The organism is Marinobacter sp. LQ44 (genome assembly GCF_001447155.2).
GTDB lineage: Bacteria > Pseudomonadota > Gammaproteobacteria > Pseudomonadales > Oleiphilaceae > Marinobacter.
Genome location: NZ_CP014754.1, coordinates 1,826,733 through 1,843,222 on the forward strand (window position 1 = coordinate 1,826,733; position 16,490 = coordinate 1,843,222).

The following is a 16,490-nucleotide window of genomic DNA, read 5'->3' on the forward strand; positions in this document are numbered from 1 at the left end:
TTATGCCCCGAATAACCCTGAGCAACCATTCTCTGCGGAGGAACAATCATGATAAAAAACCATCCGGACGAAATGCAGGCTGATCTGAGAAAGGCCGAGTGGAAAGTAAGGACCGAACTGGCTGCCGCCTATCGGCTGGTGGCCCTTTTTGGCTGGGACGACCTGGTGTTTACCCACCTGTCGGCCCGGGTGCCCGGCCCGGAGCACCACTTTCTGATCAATCCCTATGGATTGCTGTTCCATGAAATGACCGCCTCATCCCTGGTGAAAGTCGACCAGGATGGCGAAGTCGTGGAAGCCGGCGGGCTGCGCAGGGTTAACCCGGCGGGGTTTACCATCCACAGCGCCGTACATATGGGGCGCGAAGATGCCGGAGCCGTCATGCACCTGCATGCAGCAGATGGTGTTGCAGTATCAGCCCACCGTGATGGCCTCCAGCCCCTGAGCCAGACCGCCATGCTGTGCCTTGAGCACCTGAGTTACCACGAATATGAAGGCGTAGCGCTCAACCTTGATGAGAGGGAGCGCCTGATCCGGGATCTGGGTAACAAATCCATGATGATCTTGCGCAACCACGGCATTCTGACCGTGGGCCGCGATGTGCCGGAAACCTTCACTTACCTCTACTTCCTGATGAAGGCCTGCGAGATACAGGTAAAAGCGCAGAGCTGTGGCCCGGTATATATGCCCGCCCAACAGGCTATCGACACCACGGCGGATCAATCAGGCTCACTCGGCAAGGCAGCAAAGCTTACCTGGCCCGCCCTTCTGAGACTGCTTGATGCCAGGTCTCCTGGCTACAACGTTTGAGCCCGTCATCAATCCACTTTCAGGAAGGTTCTATGATTACTGTTGATATTAATGATCTTGAAGCCTATCAGGGCATGCTCATTGGCCACAGCCCCTGGGTAACCGTGAGCCAGGCCATGATAAACGCCTTTGCCGAAGCCACCGGCGACCATCAGTGGATCCATGTGGATGTCGACCGGGCCAGCCGGGAGTCACCCTGGAAGAGCCCGGTAGCCCATGGCTACCTGACGGCGTCACTGATCCCCAAGCTCAACAGCGAAGTCATCAAGGTGACGGGAACTTCAGCCACCATCAACTACGGCTTGAACAAACTCCGCTTTCCCGCAGCCGTCAAGGCTGGGTCAGATATCCGGTCCCGGGTTGAGCTGGTATCAGTGAAGCGGGTGGATGATCACCGCCTGCTGGCTACTTACCAGACAGTGGTGGAAATCAGACATGAAGATAAGCCGGCCTGTGTCCTGGAAAATCTGGCCATGTACGTGGTCTGAGTTTTCCGGTCAGTGCAAAAAGGCGGCAAGCCCTGAGGGTGGGGGGGGAGCCGCCTTCCTAACTTCCAGTGTTGTACAAGCTACTTCTGCCACTCCTGCTCCTGAAGTGCCCGCCACATCAGCTTTCCGGTCGGTGATTTTGGCAACTCATCAACAAATTCAATGATGGTTGGCACCTTGTAGGCCGCCATTTGCTCCTTACACCAACTGATGATGTCATCCTTGGTTGTTGTGCTTTCAGCCTCAGGCGTTAGTACAATACAAGCCTTGACCGTTTCACCACGCTTGGGGTCCGGGGCAGAGATAATGCAGACTTCGTGGATGGATGGGTGACGGTACATCAACCCTTCTACCTCAGACGGCCAGACCTTGAAGCCAGACGCGTTGATCATGCGTTTGACCCGATCCACCATGAAGAAGTAACCATCTTCATCGTAGTAACCCAGATCGCCGGTGCGGAAGAAACGCTTACCATCGATTTCGACGAACGAGGCCTCGGTATCCACGGGTCGATTCCAGTAGCCCAGAGTGACCTGAGGCCCGCAGGAAACGATCTCGCCGGTTTCTCCCACGCCTTTTTCTTCAAGTGTGTCGACATCGATAATCCGGCTGTCAACATCAAATACCGGAATCCCCAGGCATTGCGGTTTAGGGTTGTTACCGGGGTTGATGTGGGTAGCTGCCATGGTTTCAGACAAACCGTATCCTTCGATGTAATCAAGGCCTGTCAGCTTTTTGAGCTTTTCCGCCACCGCAACAGGCATCGCGGCACCACCACCCCCGATCATGTTCAGGCTGCTGATGTCGTAGCTACCCAGCTCCGGGTTTGACAGAAAATCCACCGCCATAGTGACGATATTGGTCCAGCCGGTGACCTTGTAACGCTCAATCAAACGTGCCGCTGTGGTTCTGTCCCAACGGGTCATGATGACAGAAGTGGCACCGCAGAATATGGGACCGTTCATGGAGCCAGTCATGCCGGTTACGTGGAAGAACGGCAGCGTGGATAGCTGAACACTATCCGGAGTGGACAGATTCCAGAATACCCGGTGCACGGCTGTCGCCATCACCGACCGGTGAGTGTGCATGCAGCCCTTGGGTGCCCCGGTGGTACCGGAGCTGTACGGAATAACGGCAAGGTCATCCGGGCCGGCAGTATGTTCACCGGGCTTGTGTCCGGCTTCCAGGGCCGCCTCCCAGGTAACCACTCCCGGTATATCCCTGGACCACGCGGGCGCAGCAACTTCAGCCGGCAACGTCAGGTCGGTTTCCGGATTAATGTAGGTGTTGTAAGACGCAACAATCACTTGTTCCAGGTTGGTCTCACCAATCAACGGCGCGATGAAGCCCGCCAGTTCCTGGCCCGCCATGCACACCGTGGAGCCAGTATCCGAAATATAGTGCTCAAGCTCCGCCGCGCGGTTCATGGGATTCACAGGAATAACCACGGCGTCGGCCCGCAGGATGGCATAGTAGGAGATCACATACTGCGGGGAGTTCTGCATATAAAGCAGGACCCGATCACCCTTCTTGACCCCCTGGGCCTGCAGGTAACCTGCCATAGTATCGACTTCTCGCTTAAGCCGGGCATAGGTCATGGGCGCATCGTAGAAAACGATGGCATTGTGGTCCGGATAACGCAGTGCCGAGACATCCAGGTTGGTGTACAGACTGGTTTTCGGCAGGGTCATGGTTTTGGGCAGATCTTTCGGCCAAACCTTGTAGTGGCGTGTAAACATATTCTTGTTCTCCCCCTGGGTTAATTCAGTCAACCGCTTGAGCGGACAAATCAAAATAATCAACAGCCCCGGGCAAGGGCTCGTCATGGCGTAACGGTGAAATGGCAACGGCTTTTTCACGAAGTACGGTCACATCCGCATCCGGCGCCACAATGTGGCGTGAGCTCCGGTCAAAACCAAGCCACCAGTAAGGCAGGCTGCGCGCATCACGGCCAGCGACCAGTGTTGGCTTCTGGATAGAGCCGTTGGACTGCCGACACCATCGGGCTGCGGTAATATCGGCCGCTTCACAGGCTGGAAAGTTCACATTCCACGCCAGAACCTGGCCGGGGTGGTAAAGCCTGCGAATGACCGCTTCAGCAAAGGTTTCCACCGGCGACCAGCGGACGTCGTCCCGGTTCAGGTAAGCCTGGCTCAGCGCAATGGCCGGAATGTTCATGTGGTGGGCACTCAGTACCGCTCCAACGGTACCCGAGTACTGGACCGAATCACTGATGTTCGCTCCGCAATTCACACCGGAGAGCACCAGGTCTGGCGGTGTTTCCCCGAACCACTCGGCCAGGGAATACAACACACAATCGGCCGGTGTGCCTGACACCGAATAACGATTAGCCCCAACCTGATAAACCCGTAACGGACTGTGAATGGATATGCTCTGGCCAGCTCCGCTGCGATCATGTTCCGGAGCCACAACCCAAACCTCATCGGCCAACCGCCGGGCAATGGCTTCAAGGATAGCGATACCCGGCGCATTGATGCCGTCATCGTTGGTAATCAGAATTCGATTGGCAATCTTTCCCTGCATCATCGCTTCTCCGCTCATGGCTTCCGGCCTTCACAAGCAATCTGCCAGCCGATATCCGCCAGCAGGCTGGCACGCTTGCCAACTTCCAGCGCATTGGCGTTGGCAGCATTGCCATCCAGGGCCCGCTTGTAAACGCCCTGAAGAATGGCCGCCAGCCGGAATAACGAGAACGACAGGAACACGTGCCAGTCATCGATGCCGTCCCGGCCGGTTTTCACGCAGTACCGGGCAATGGTTTCCTGCTCGCTTGGTATACCAAGCTCCTGCAGATCTTCACCATTCAGGCCTCGCATACCGGGCATGTCAGCAGGCAGGTGGTATGGCAGGCAGTAATAGGCGAGGTCTGCCAAAGGATGCCCGAGAGTCGACAGTTCCCAATCCAGAATCGCGATTACGTCCGGGCGGTCCGGTGCCAGCATCAGGTTGCCAAACCGGTAGTCACCGTGGGCAATCGAAGTCTCATCCCTGGCCGGGAGGTTCTCCGGCAACCAGGCCATCAGCTTGTCCATAGCCGGCAGGTCATCCGTCCGGGATGCGAGATATTGCTTGCTCCAGCGAGCCACCTGGCGGGACACATAGCCCTCCGGACGGCCGTAATCTGCCAGTCCAATAGCGTTGACATCCACAGAGTGCAAAGCTGCCAGCGTGTCGATAGCTGAGTGATGAGCCCTCATTCGCTCTTCACGCTCCAGCTCTTTGAGTGCTGAATGGGAGTGAATCCTGCCTTCCAGAAAATCCATCACGTAGAAGGGAGTGCCAATGACCTCACTGTCTTCACACAGTACGCGAGCATTGGGTACCGGAACGGACGTGTGTTCAGCGAGCGCGCGCATAACGCGGTATTCCCGCTCCACCATGTGAGCCGAAGGCAGCGTCTTTCCCGGGGGCTTCTTCCGCAGTACATAACGCCTGTTGCCGGTATCCAGCAGAAAGGTAGGGTTGGATTGCCCGCCCTGAAACTGCTTCACGTCCATCTGGTTACCGAAGTCCGGCAATGCCTGCTGAAGCCAGTTGAGCAGGCGGGCTTCATCGAATTTGTGGGCTGGCAGAACCGCTACCAGCTCTGGAGTCATGCTCATGATTATCTCTTGTCGTTATGTTCTGACTACCCCTGGCGCCAGACAGGTGCCCGGCGGCAGGGGTGTTCCGGTTTCCCGGTATCAGCAGATGGTTTCACCACCGTCGGCAACAATCACCTGCCCGGTAATGTAGGCACTGGCCGGGGTCGCCAGGAAAACAGCCAGGCCGGCAATATCGATCGGATCACCGATGCGCCGAAGCGGGGTTTTGTCTTCTGCCCGCTTTACGCGAACCGGGTCTTCCCAAAGCGCTTTGGCAAAATCGGTCTTGATCAGGCCCGGCGCAATGCTGTTTACACGGATACCCTTCGGCCCCCACTCAACGGCCAGGTTGCGCGCCAGGGCAGCTTCTGCCGCCTTGGACACACCGTAAGTGCCGATAGTGGTGTTGCCGCGAATACCGGCAATACTGGACAGCAGCACCACAGAACCTGAGCCTTTTTCGGCCATCTGTGGCAGCACCATATTGGTGAGCCAGAAGGTTCCCTTGACGTTGGTGTCCATGATCTTGTCCCAGGCATCGTCGGTCATTTCCGCGGTCGGACCATACACCGGGTTGGTCGCGGCGTTGCAAACCAGAACGTCGATGGTGCCCCAGGCTTCGTTAGTTTTGTCGACCAGGTTTTGCAGGTCCTCCTTCTTGCCGACGTGGCAAGCGATGGCCATGGCATCAAAGCCCTGGGCCCGCATTTCACTGGCTACCTGTTCACAGGCTTCCGCCTTACGGCTGGAGATCACAACCCGGGCACCACAACGGGCCATTTCTTCGGCAATGGCCCGGCCAATGCCCTTGGTGGAGCCTGTGATAACAGCCACTTTCCCGGTCATATCAAATAATGGATTAGTCATTTCCGAATCCTTATTACTCTGGGTAACAGCTGTTTCAGCGGTATTGACGCAGTTCAAGCTTGGCTACGGAATCCAGGTGAACCTCATCCGGGCCATCGGCCAGGCGCAGGGTACGGACCTTGGCCCAGGCAGATGCCAGGAAGGTGTCCTGGCTAACACCGGCACCACCGTGCACCTGAATTGCACGATCGATAACTTTCAGGGCCATGCTCGGGGCAATCACCTTGATCATGGCGATTTCCTGGCGGGCCACTTTGTTGCCAACGGTGTCCATCATATGGGCCGCCTTGAGGGTCATCAGGCGAGCCTGCTCGATGTCGATGCGACTGCGGGCAATGTCTTTCCGGATGGAATCAAATTCGGACAGCGGGCGACCAAAGGCCTCACGGGCATTCGCGCGCTTGCACATAAGTTCAAGGGCACGCTCGGCGACACCGATGGTGCGCATGCAATGGTGGATACGGCCCGGCCCGAGGCGACCCTGAGCAATTTCAAAGCCGCGACCTTCACCCAGCAGGATATTGCTGACCGGCACCCGCACGTTGTCGTAGTGAATCTCGGCGTGGCCGTGCGGCGCATGGTCATAACCGAATACCGTCAGCGGGCGAATCATTTTCACCCCGGGTGCATCCAGTGGCACCAGAATCATCGACTGCTGCTGGTGCTTGGGAGCGCTGGGATCGGTTTTGCCCATAACGATGGCAATCTTGCTGGTGGTGGTCATGGCACCTGAAGACCACCACTTACGACCGCTGATAACGTACTCGTCACCTTCACGACGGATCTCGCAAGCAATGTTGGTTGCGTCAGAGGAAGCGACGTCCGGCTCGGTCATGGAAAAGCAGGAACGGATTTTTCCATCCAGAAGCGGCTTCAGCCACTGTTCCTGCTGCTCCTCGTTTCCGTAACGTGCAATGGTTTCCATGTTGCCGGTGTCCGGCGCGGAGCAGTTGAATACTTCAGGAGCCATCTCGGATCGGCCCATAATCTCGCACAGATGCGCGTACTCGAAGTTTGTCAGCCCGGCACCCAGGTCACTCTCTGGCAGGAACAGGTTCCACAGCCCGGCAGCCTTGGCCTTATCTTTCAGCTCTTCAATGATCGGAACCGGTGCCCAGCGGTTTTCTGCGGTTGCCACCTGATGGTGATGCTTCTCTTCATTCGGGTAGATGTAGGCATTCATGAACTCGGTTAATTCGGCCTGCAGTTTCTTGGCCTTGTCAGACAGCTCGAACATATCCGCTTCCTCTTTGTTCAGTTATTTGCGACCGCCACTAACGCCGGCAATCGCGTTAGCAGGCATTCAGACGGGAACGCCTTCAGGTTTCTCACTACCAGAACGTATCCGGAAAGTACCCTCACCGATTGCAAGCAAATTGCCCTGCTCGTCGTGAACTTCACCGGTACTGTTAAAGATCCGGCTTCCACCCGCGCGCTTACGACCGGTCACCCGGATTACGCCCCCGGTGCACTGCCCGGTAAACGTGGTGGTCAGCGAAAGCGTAATAGCCTTGCGCATGCGCCCGGGATAGGGGCAGTAAGTGCCGGCCTCGGCCATGGCAATATCCAGCAAGGAGGTAAGTACTCCGCCATGGATCACACCACCCAGATTCAGGTGATCGGCCTGGATTTCCAGCTCGATCACGGCCTCGCCCTCTTCCCACGACACCTGCCGGTAGCCCAACATGTTGTGAAAACCCGGCAAGTCTTTGCCACCGGTAATGTGCAGACTACTGTTGCTCATCAGACTTTCATTCCAGGCAGGTTGAGGGACGCGGTGTTCCCGCCATCAACGGCCAGGGCCTGGCCGGTAATGTAACTTGCGTCGTCACTGGCGAGAAAAAGGATGGCGGCAGCAATTTCTGCAGGGTCGCCATAACGGCGGAGTTCACAACGGGAGCCAAGTTTGTGGGCTTTTTCGTGTGCCCGGGCATAGTCAAAGACTTTCTGGGTCATACCGGTTTCAACCAGCCCCGGACAAACAGCGTTTACCCGCACGTTGTCCATCCCCAGGTCACAGGCTGCGGTCATGGTCAGATTGATCACGCCGGCCTTTGATGCGCTGTAGGCATTGCCTCCAGCCCCCGAACGAATACCAGCAACCGATGCAGTATTGACAATGCTGCCCTTCTTGCGGGCCTGCATGTGAGGTGCAACGTGCTTTATCGTCAGCATGGTTCCCAGCAGGTTTACAGCGAGCACTTTCTCCCACTCGTCACGACTGTTCTCGGTGACCGGCGGATGGGCTCCGGAAATACTGGCGATACCGGCGATATTGCACAGCACATCAATCTGGCCAAAGGTCTTCATGGTTTCGGCTACCAGGGCAGTTACCGCAGCCTCATCAGCAACATCTGCCACCCGACGCAGCACAGATACACCATCAGCCATCTGATTCTCGGTTTCGAGCAAGCCGCCCTCGGCGACATCAACAAGCACAACGGATGCCCCTTCGCGACCCAGCCTGAGTGCGGTTGCCCGCCCGATACCACTTCCGGCCCCGGTGACGATTACCACTCGCTGATCAAATCGCCCCATGAAATTCTCCCCGCTAACATGATTTATTTTTGTGTGTTCTATTTTGCTTTCCAGATAATTTGTCACGCGCAACGGTTATGAGTCAATATAATTGGAAGTTAATTTCATCTAGCAAAACTACAACATCAAAGGATGACAAAATGAAAACGCAATTTGACGAAATGCCCGTATACGCTCCCACTGACTCCGGCGAAGCCATGGAGGCCATCGGTTTTCGTATTCAGGCCTTTGCCAGCGGACAAGGCGACAAGACCGCGATCATCGACGAAAAGGGAGCGCTCAGCTGGGCCGGTCTGCTGCATGAGGTCAACCGCATTGCCAACAGGCTGCGACAAACCGGCCTTAAAAAAGGCGACTGCGTTGCGGCCTTGTCGGAAAACAGCAGGGAAATGGTGGCCCTCTATCTGGGAACCCTGGTGGCGGGTGGCTGCATGGTGCCGCTTTCCGGTATGGCCAGCGGCGAATCCCTGGCTCTGATGATTCGTGACTGCGGCTCCAGGTTCCTGTTCGTTTCCCGTAAAAACCTCGATATCTGGGCCGAAGCCAGCCCCAGGGCCGGCCTGAATCACGATGAGGTGATCGGGCTGGACAACGATGCTGCCGGACAGCATTTAAAGGACTGGCTGGGCTCGATTCCCGCCGAGCCAGACCCGGCGCCGGTAACACTGAACGATCCGTTCAACATCATTTACAGTTCAGGCACGACCGGAACTCCCAAGGGCATACTCCACGACTACCGGTTCCGCCAGCGGCAAATGGTCAGGATGAGCCGGTTCGGGCTCAACGGTGAAGCCGTTAACCTTGTATCGACACCAATGTACTCCAACACCACCCTGGTATCGGTGCTACCGACCATTTTCTATGGCGGCACCCTCGTGCTGATGGCCAAGTTTGATGCCCGTCGCTTCCTTGAACTGGCAGAACAGCACAAAGTCACCCACGCCATGCTGGTGCCCGTGCAGTTTGAGCGCATATTGGCGGTTCCGGACTTCGACCAGTTTGACCTTTCAAGCTTCAAGCTCAAGCTCTGTACCAGTGCGCCGCTCCGGGCCCATGTGATCGCCGAAACCATGAAACGCTGGCCAGGCAATATCCGGGAGGTCTATGGCCTCACAGAAGGCGGGATTTCCACCAGCCTCGACTGCGCTGCCTACCCGGACAAATGGGATACCGTCGGAGTGCCCACCGAAGGGGCTGAAGTAAGGGTGGTCAGCGAAGATGGCAAGGAGCTGCCTCAGGGTGAGATCGGCGAGATTGTCGGGCGCGCGATTTCCATGATGCGGGGTTACGTAAACCGCCCGGAGCAGACCAGGGAGATGCTGTGGCAAAGCCCCGATGGACTTGCCTTTTATCGCAGCGGCGATATGGGCCGCATTGACGAAGACGGCTTTGTTCATATTCTCGACCGCAGGAAAGACATGATTATTTCCGGCGGTTTCAACATCTACGCCGTAGACCTGGAAAAAGTCGTCCTCAGCCATCCTGCGGTATCCGATGCTGCGGTTATCGGCATACCCAGCAGCCAATGGGGCGAAACTCCCCTCGCTCTGGTGGTAAAGAAATCCGGATGCCAGGAAACAGAAGAGGAAATCCGGGACTGGGCCAACCAGCATCTGGGCAAGACCCAGCGCCTCAGTGCCGTAGAGTTCCGGCAGGAACTGCCTCGCTCTACCATTGGCAAGGTCTTGAAGCGGGAGCTAAGAACGCCTTACTGGGATAACAGCGCCGGTTAACGGCGCTGCATGCGACTCAAAGCATTACGGCAGTCGTCGGAACGCAAGCGCTCACTGAACACACCGCGCTCCCGCTCCAATGCCTGCTGCACCTGGTCGCGCCATGGCGCCTTCATTAAACGCTTGCTGGCCCGCAATGCGTCTCGGGGCTTTTCTCCCAGCCTGCCCGCCAGGGCCAGGGCCGAATCCACAGCCCGTCCATCATCTACCACGCGGCTTACCAGGCCACACTCACCGGCCTGGGTGCCATCCAGGGTTTCACCAAGCAACAGCAATTCAGCAGCCATCCGGGAGCCAAGGTGCAATGGCATGGTCACAGTTGAAGCAGCCTCCGGCACCAACCCCAAATCGACAAAGGCAGTTTTGAACCTGGCCGAGCGCCCCGCAAATACGCTGTCGCAATGGAGCAACATAGTGGTGCCAATACCAATCGCCAACCCTTCCACCGCCGCTATCACCGGAGTATCACACGCCATCAATTCTTCAATGAATGCAAGGCCGGCAGAGGGTTTCGGGTTTTCGTCCGTAGCCCGCGCCCGGAAATCATCAAGATCGTTGCCGGCGGTAAACACACCTTCAGCACCCGAGATGACGATGGCATGCACATGCTGGTCAGAACTTGCCTCCCGCACATAACCTGCCAGCTGCTCATACATGTTTCGGTTCAGGGCGTTCTTTTTGTCCGGACGATCTATGACAAGATGGATCGTTTTTTCTTGGCTATATTTCTTGATCATGTACATCTCCTGGGTGTCGCCCTCCCCCTCTGAAACAGGAGAAAAACGTCCTATTGCAAATGGCAAATCTTGTGATAAAGTCGAACAACAAAAGTTCACGGTGCAGTCTTATATTCTGCACTGCGAAACACGAGCAATGCAACTATAACAAATACTGGAGCAAACTTATGAGCTTCCTTGCCACATTCAGAAAAAACCTTACTACCTATGCATCCGCGTTAACACTGGGTGTATCTGCTGTTATCGCCAGCGCACCTGTATACGCTGAAAAAACCTACACCTGGAAGGTTCAGTCCCACTGGCCAGGCTCCAGCAGCTCCTACCAGGACAGCCTTGGTCGACTGAAGGATGTGATCGAAGAACGCTCTGAAGGCCGGATCAAGCTCCAGCTGTTTGAAGCAGGCGCTATGTTCAAGGCCACAGAAACCTTCAATGCCGTGAGTCGTGGCATTCTGGAAATGGGTACGATTTCTCCCGGTTATGCCCAGGACAAGATGACTCTGGCCGGAATTGCTTCTGGCCTGCCCTTCGCATTCCGAAACGTTTGGGAAGCCGCCTACTTCCACCAGAACATGGGCTTCGAACAAATGCTGCGGGATGAAGCCGCCAAGTCTGGCGTTTACTGGGCAACCGACAAGGTTTACCCGACCGAAATGGTTACCAGCAAACCCATCAACAGCTGGGAAGACTTCACGGGGCTGAAAATCCGTTCCTCCGGTGCGCTTCAGAAGTTCCTGACCGAGGCCGGTGCTTCCGCTTCCTATATCCCGGGCAGTGAACTGTACACCGCACTGGATTCCGGCATTGTAGACGGCGCCCACTGGGGTGCTGCCCAGGGTGCTGCGAGCATGGGCCTGTATGATGTTGCCAAATACCACGTTCAGCCTGCGCTGAACATCGCCGGCACTGATGTCATCATCGTCAGCCAGAAGGCCTTGGACAAACTTCCGGAAGACCTGCAGCAGGTGGTGAAACAGGCTCTGGATGAGCAATTCTGGATCCGCACCAACCAGTATCTGTACAAAGAGCGTATCGCCCTTGCCAAAGCCGTTGCTGATCAAGGTGTTGAAGTAAACGTGATGCCTGAAGATGTTCAGCAGAAGCTTGCCCAGACAGCCCAGGGCATGTGGGATGAAGAAGCCAAGCGCAGCGATGAGGCCAAGAAGGCTCTGAGCCTGCTCAAGCAGTTCCTTGGCGAACTTGGCTACCTCTGATCTTAAACGCAACACCACAGGCCCCGATTAACCCCCGGGGCCTGTTTTCTCAGTTCACACCCAAGTCCCCCGGAGAGTGCCATGAGCGTAGTCAGCGCATTCATGAAAGGCGTCACCAGGCTCAACGAGTACGTTGGCCGATGTATAGCCCTGATCGTCTTTCCCATGTTTGTCTTTCTGATACTTGAAGTAGCTCTGCGCTATTTTTTCAATTCACCTTCGGTGTGGACAAATGAACTGACACAGCTGCTGTTCGGTGTATACGCAGTAATGTCTGGCGGATACATCATGGCCCACCGCGGGCACGTGAATGTCGATCTGCTGCACTCGACGCTGAAGCTGAGAGCCCAGGGCTTTGTCGACATTTTCACCTCCATTCTGTTTTTCATTTTCATGCTGGCACTGGTCTGGTTCAGCTTTGACATGGCATCTGAGTCATTCGAAAGCCGGGAAACCTCCTTTTCTGCCTGGAACCCGCCTATCTGGCCAGCCAAGGGAGCCATCTTTGTTGCCTCTGTTTTGATGCTGCTGCAAGGCATTGTGAGGTTGCTGGAGGATATCGCCATCGCATTTAACCTGAGCTATTACGACCCCGCCGAGCGGAAAAGCCATTCTGAAGAAGGAGAAGCATAATGAGCATTGAAGTCATGACGCTTCTTTTCTTTGGTTCGCTGCTGTTTTTCCTGTTACTTGGCCTGCCACTGGCATTCGTGCTGGGTGGTGTGTCTGTTGTTTTTCTTTATTTCACCTGGGGCTTTGACTCCTTCTACATGGTGGTTTCCCAGATCTGGGGCACCATGGAAAGCTTTACATTGGTGGCCATACCTCTGTTTGTATTTATGGCGATGATTCTCGAACGCACAGGCGTTGCGCGAGACTTGTACCGCATGATGTATCTCTGGTTCGGTGGCCTCCGGGGCGGCCTGGCCATCGGTACTCTGGGCATTTGTGCGGTATTTGCAGCCATGGTGGGCATCAGCGGTGCAGCCGTGGTCGCTATGGGTGCGATCGCACTCCCATCCATGCTGTCCCGGGGTTACGACAAGCAGATGGCACTCGGGGTTATAAATACCGGTGGCGGCTGGGGCGTTCTGATCCCGCCAAGCATCCTGATGATTCTGTACGCCCTGATAACGGGAGTATCCGTAGGCAAGATGTTTGCCGCAGGTGTTATGCCCGGCATCATGCTGATGATTCTTACCACGCTCTACATCATTATCCGCTGCACCCTGCAACCGGACCTGGCACCGGCGCTTCCTAAAGACGACCGGGCATCCTGGCCTGAAAAGTTCCGCGCCCTGCGCTCTGTTCTCCTGCCGATCAGTGTGGTGGGAATGGTACTGGGCTCCATCATGGGCGGACTCACTACACCCACAGAAGCCGCAGCCATGGGTGTCCTCGGTGCGCTGATTTCAGCAGCGGTCTACGGCGAGTTCAAATGGTCAGTACTGAATGAAGCCGCGATCCGCACCCTCAAGCTGACTGGCTTGACCATGTGGATCCTGTTTTCGGCCCACGCATTCAGCTCTGCCTATCAAAGCATGGGAGCCCAGGCCCTGATTGAAAGCATTATGGCCATGATCCCGGGTGGAGCCTGGGGAACTATTATTGCCATGATGGTCATCATCTTCTTCCTGGGGATGGTTCTGGACCCTGTCGGCATTATGATGATCACTCTGCCGGTATTTATTCCGATTATCACGGCATTAGGGTTTGACCCAATCTGGTTCGGCATTCTGTTCGTGATCAACATGGAGATCGGTTACAAGACACCACCCTTTGGTTTCAACCTGTTCTACCTGAAAGGTGTAGTGCCTCCGTCGGTCACAATGAACGATATCTACAAGTCGATCATTCCGTTTGTACTGGTAGAAATCGTTGGGATCATACTGATTATGATCTTCCCGGAGATCGCAACCTGGTTGCCGGAATTACTCTTCTGAGATATCAAGAAGGCCTGAACGACCTCAGGCCTTCTTGCTTTTATTAATTGCAAATCGACCTGTCAGAGTCGCTCACAAGCAAAGGAACTTATTTGCCCGCTCCAATCCAGGGGTCTTCAAGTTGCCCTGCTCGCTGCAGCCAGTTCATAGACCGATGAACCCGCAGGCTGAGATTGGCGGGGCAGCCGCCTCGCTCATCGCGGTGGCACTGCTTGAGAGTGTCATAATTCATGGTTCGGTCTATCCGTTCATACAGTCCTGGTTTTCGGTTTCAATCCTTCACATATTCCCAAATCAGCTTCAACGCTTCTTCCATATGCTCAACCCGGTGGCTGCCACCCTCAAAGCTATAAACCGGAAAATAATCCCCAAGCGCCCCGACGGTGTCATTCCACGGAAGCAGTTCATCCCCTGATCCAGCAGCAACAGCCCGCTGCCCCAGCGGGTGAAAGAATAGTAGCCAGAAACCACTTCGTCTGTCAGTTGATAGGCCTACCCTGATGATCGACATCCGGGCCTATCCAGGACGTGAAAGTGTGGGCAGAATCCGTCACAGGATTGATGGCGACAACCGGAATACCGGCTTCGGCTCACAGAATGCCCGCCAGCCATCTTCCCATCGACGTCCCAACCAGAAGATCCGGATTCACTTGCATCAGCTTAGCCAAGCTCTCTTCGATAACGTCTTCCGATCCTTGGGCTAATCAATGTCGTTATGAGGACACGACATACGCATTAGCTTGATGACGATATCTTGCTGTGTTCTTGAGCTCATAGTTTAGCCGGCCGTTGGTGCTGAAGAGTGCCCACCTTTTTGCTAGGTAGTACTGACACCATCGGGAATTACGGCTGGCTTCCGGGCTAAAAGAACGTGTCGAACTCAAGCAGCATAACTATGGAGTGGGCGCCCCAGCGATTGGCAGAGGTACAAACACAAGCTACGGTCGCAAAGCGGACATTCGAGTAAGACGAATAGCGCTTGCAGTATGCGCGCCCATGGAATGGAACCGAAGGCGCAATGAAATGGGCTTCGTCGCGCCTGCGCTTAATGGGTTCTACCCCGTTACTGTGGACATTCCTAAAAAGAGGCCTGACACGCTGCTCACAGGCTCGGCGTGCCTCCGAACAACAGGTAATAAGCGATGCCCAGTAGCGAACTGACTAAGATCACCGGCAACATGCCCACCTTGAAGCGTAACATGGCAATAAAGGCGGCCAGTGCAAGCACCACACTGGCGATCTGAATACTGCCCCATGTCGGCACCATTAACTGCATGCCAAAGGTCCGAACCGTATCTACTTCGGCGAAAGCGACATGCACCGCGAACCAGATAGCCAGGTTCAGCATCACGCCCACAACGGCGGCGGTGACCGCCGATAACGCAGCACTCACCGCCTGGTTCCCGCGCAGCCTTTCTACATAGGGTGCGCCCAGGAATATCCACAGAAAACAGGGAACAAAGGTCACCCAGGTAGCCAGAATCGATGCAAGAATGCCCGCTGTAAAAGGATCGAGGGGGCCTGCGTCACGGAAAGCGCCCATGAAGCCCACGAACTGTACTACCTGAATCAAGGGGCCGGGCGTGGTCTCTGCCATGCCCAAACCATCCAGCATTTCCCCTGGCGCAAGCCAGCCATAGTTCTGTACGGCCTCCTGTGCCATATAAGCCAATACTGAATAAGCACCACCGAAGGTGACGACGGCCAGCTTGCTGAAGAAAAGCCCTATCTGGGTGAAGACATCGTCAAAGCCCAGCGATACAGCCAATACAACTAGCGGTGTGAACCACAGCGGTAGCCAGACCGCGAGTACCTTGAGCGCCCGCTTGCGCGTTGCCTTGGTATGATGTGCGGCACCGCCATCCATCATGGTGTCGATCGCCCGTTCACCATCCTCGGGCGTGTCATGTCCCTTGATGACCACGAATCGTTCCGGGTCCATGTACCGCCCCAGCAGGCCAATAACGGCAGCAGTCAGGATCACTACCGGGAACGGGACAGCGAACAAAAAGATGGCAATGAAAGCAAGGGCCGCCAAGATGTACATATAGGCATTCTTGAGCGCGCGCTTACCGATCCGGATGACGGCCTGAATCACGATCGCCAACACCGCCGCTTTAATCCCGAAGAAAAGCGCCTGCACCAGGGTTGCATCCTGAAAGCCCGCATAAAGCACGCTCAACACCAGGATGCTCAAAAAACCCGGCAACACAAACAGTCCGCCGGCCACGAGCCCACCCTTGACGCCATGCAGCAGCCAGCCGATATAAGTAGCCAGTTGTTGGGCTTCCGGCCCGGGCAGTACCATGCAGTAGTTCAGGGCGTGCAGAAACCGGCTTTCGCTGACCCATCGCTTTTCATCCACCAGAATACGATGCATGACGGCGATTTGGCCGGCAGGACCGCCGAAACTCAGCATTGCAATCCGTAGCCAGACGCGCACCGCTTCCCCAAACGTAATCTCATGACCAAACTCGTTGCGATCGCCACCCGATGGCACGGTGTCTTGTTGGGTTCTGTGGGCTGTATCGGTGGAGTGGGACGACTCCGGCATG

The 16,490-nt window shown here is 55.8% G+C and carries 17 protein-coding genes; 6 read left to right on the forward strand and 11 right to left on the reverse strand.

The window, feature by feature from the left end:
- Window positions 1-48 precede the first annotated feature (48 nt).
- Both ASQ50_RS08545 and ASQ50_RS08550 read left to right on the forward strand, forming a co-directional pair.
- Window positions 49-810 carry a class II aldolase/adducin family protein gene (locus ASQ50_RS08545; RefSeq protein WP_058091211.1) on the forward strand — a complete coding sequence of 254 codons (762 nt, stop codon included), beginning with the start codon at window positions 49-51 and terminating at the stop codon, window positions 808-810.
- Window positions 811-842: 32 nt separating this feature from the next.
- Window positions 843-1,298, forward strand: coding sequence for a MaoC family dehydratase (locus tag ASQ50_RS08550; protein ID WP_058091212.1), 456 nt, complete (start codon window positions 843-845; stop codon window positions 1,296-1,298).
- Window positions 1,299-1,378: 80 nt separating this feature from the next.
- On the opposite strand, the gene ASQ50_RS08555 is transcribed toward ASQ50_RS08550, so the two are convergent.
- The 7 genes from ASQ50_RS08555 to ASQ50_RS08585 form a co-directional block, all read right to left on the reverse strand.
- Window positions 1,379-3,037: a long-chain fatty acid--CoA ligase gene (locus tag ASQ50_RS08555; protein ID WP_058091213.1), complete on the reverse strand. Its 1,659-nt coding sequence runs from the start codon at window positions 3,035-3,037 to the stop codon at window positions 1,379-1,381.
- 25 nt (window positions 3,038-3,062) lie between these two features.
- Window positions 3,063-3,842, reverse strand: coding sequence for a 5'/3'-nucleotidase SurE (surE, locus tag ASQ50_RS08560; RefSeq protein ID WP_058091236.1), 780 nt, complete (start codon window positions 3,840-3,842; stop codon window positions 3,063-3,065).
- A 14-nt stretch (window positions 3,843-3,856) separates the two neighbouring features.
- A complete protein-coding gene (locus ASQ50_RS08565) occupies window positions 3,857-4,921 on the reverse strand; it encodes a phosphotransferase (RefSeq protein ID WP_058091214.1) in 1,065 nt (354 codons plus the stop codon).
- An 81-nt stretch (window positions 4,922-5,002) separates the two neighbouring features.
- The gene (locus ASQ50_RS08570) at window positions 5,003-5,770 is read right to left on the reverse strand and encodes an SDR family NAD(P)-dependent oxidoreductase (RefSeq protein WP_031210154.1); all 768 of its coding nucleotides are present in this window, start codon (window positions 5,768-5,770) and stop codon (window positions 5,003-5,005) included.
- A 34-nt stretch (window positions 5,771-5,804) separates the two neighbouring features.
- Window positions 5,805-7,007 carry an acyl-CoA dehydrogenase family protein gene (locus ASQ50_RS08575; protein WP_058091215.1) on the reverse strand — a complete coding sequence of 401 codons (1,203 nt, stop codon included), beginning with the start codon at window positions 7,005-7,007 and terminating at the stop codon, window positions 5,805-5,807.
- A 66-nt stretch (window positions 7,008-7,073) separates the two neighbouring features.
- Window positions 7,074-7,514, reverse strand: coding sequence for a PaaI family thioesterase (locus ASQ50_RS08580; protein ID WP_058091216.1), 441 nt, complete (start codon window positions 7,512-7,514; stop codon window positions 7,074-7,076).
- Window positions 7,514-8,308 (reverse strand): SDR family NAD(P)-dependent oxidoreductase, encoded by a 795-nt coding sequence (locus ASQ50_RS08585; RefSeq protein ID WP_058091217.1) that lies wholly within the window; start codon window positions 8,306-8,308, stop codon window positions 7,514-7,516. Before ASQ50_RS08585 ends, ASQ50_RS08580 begins: the two co-directional genes overlap by 1 nt.
- Before the next feature lie 140 nt (window positions 8,309-8,448).
- Here ASQ50_RS08585 and ASQ50_RS08590 point away from each other — a divergent pair, with 140 nt between their 5' ends.
- Window positions 8,449-10,041 carry a class I adenylate-forming enzyme family protein gene (locus ASQ50_RS08590; RefSeq protein WP_058091218.1) on the forward strand — a complete coding sequence of 531 codons (1,593 nt, stop codon included), beginning with the start codon at window positions 8,449-8,451 and terminating at the stop codon, window positions 10,039-10,041.
- Here ASQ50_RS08590 and ASQ50_RS08595 read toward each other — a convergent pair.
- On the reverse strand, window positions 10,038-10,778 hold the full coding sequence (locus ASQ50_RS08595; RefSeq protein ID WP_058091219.1) for an enoyl-CoA hydratase/isomerase family protein: 741 nt from the start codon (window positions 10,776-10,778) through the stop codon (window positions 10,038-10,040). The genes ASQ50_RS08590 and ASQ50_RS08595 overlap by 4 nt on opposite strands.
- A 167-nt stretch (window positions 10,779-10,945) precedes the next feature.
- Here ASQ50_RS08595 and dctP point away from each other — a divergent pair, with 167 nt between their 5' ends.
- The 3 genes from dctP to ASQ50_RS08610 all read left to right on the forward strand — a co-directional run bounded on the left by dctP (window position 10,946) and on the right by ASQ50_RS08610 (window position 13,935).
- A complete protein-coding gene (gene dctP, locus ASQ50_RS08600) occupies window positions 10,946-11,992 on the forward strand; it encodes a TRAP transporter substrate-binding protein DctP (RefSeq protein WP_058091220.1) in 1,047 nt (348 codons plus the stop codon).
- 81 nt (window positions 11,993-12,073) lie between these two features.
- The gene (locus ASQ50_RS08605; RefSeq protein ID WP_023008944.1) at window positions 12,074-12,625 is read left to right on the forward strand and encodes a TRAP transporter small permease subunit; all 552 of its coding nucleotides are present in this window, start codon (window positions 12,074-12,076) and stop codon (window positions 12,623-12,625) included.
- Window positions 12,625-13,935, forward strand: coding sequence for a TRAP transporter large permease (locus tag ASQ50_RS08610; RefSeq protein WP_058091221.1), 1,311 nt, complete (start codon window positions 12,625-12,627; stop codon window positions 13,933-13,935). Before ASQ50_RS08605 ends, ASQ50_RS08610 begins: the two co-directional genes overlap by 1 nt.
- An 88-nt stretch (window positions 13,936-14,023) precedes the next feature.
- Here ASQ50_RS08610 and ASQ50_RS20985 read toward each other — a convergent pair whose 3' ends face one another.
- The 3 genes from ASQ50_RS20985 to chrA form a co-directional block, all read right to left on the reverse strand.
- On the reverse strand, window positions 14,024-14,167 hold the full coding sequence (locus ASQ50_RS20985) for a hypothetical protein (RefSeq protein ID WP_156509988.1): 144 nt from the start codon (window positions 14,165-14,167) through the stop codon (window positions 14,024-14,026).
- Window positions 14,168-14,206: 39 nt separating this feature from the next.
- Window positions 14,207-14,446, reverse strand: a complete 240-nt coding sequence (locus ASQ50_RS20990) for a hypothetical protein (protein WP_156509989.1) — start codon at window positions 14,444-14,446, stop codon at window positions 14,207-14,209.
- A gap of 591 nt (window positions 14,447-15,037) precedes the next feature.
- Complete coding sequence (gene chrA / locus ASQ50_RS08620) at window positions 15,038-16,489, reverse strand: chromate efflux transporter (RefSeq protein ID WP_011786631.1); 1,452 nt, start codon at window positions 16,487-16,489, stop codon at window positions 15,038-15,040.
- Window position 16,490 lies beyond the last annotated feature (1 nt).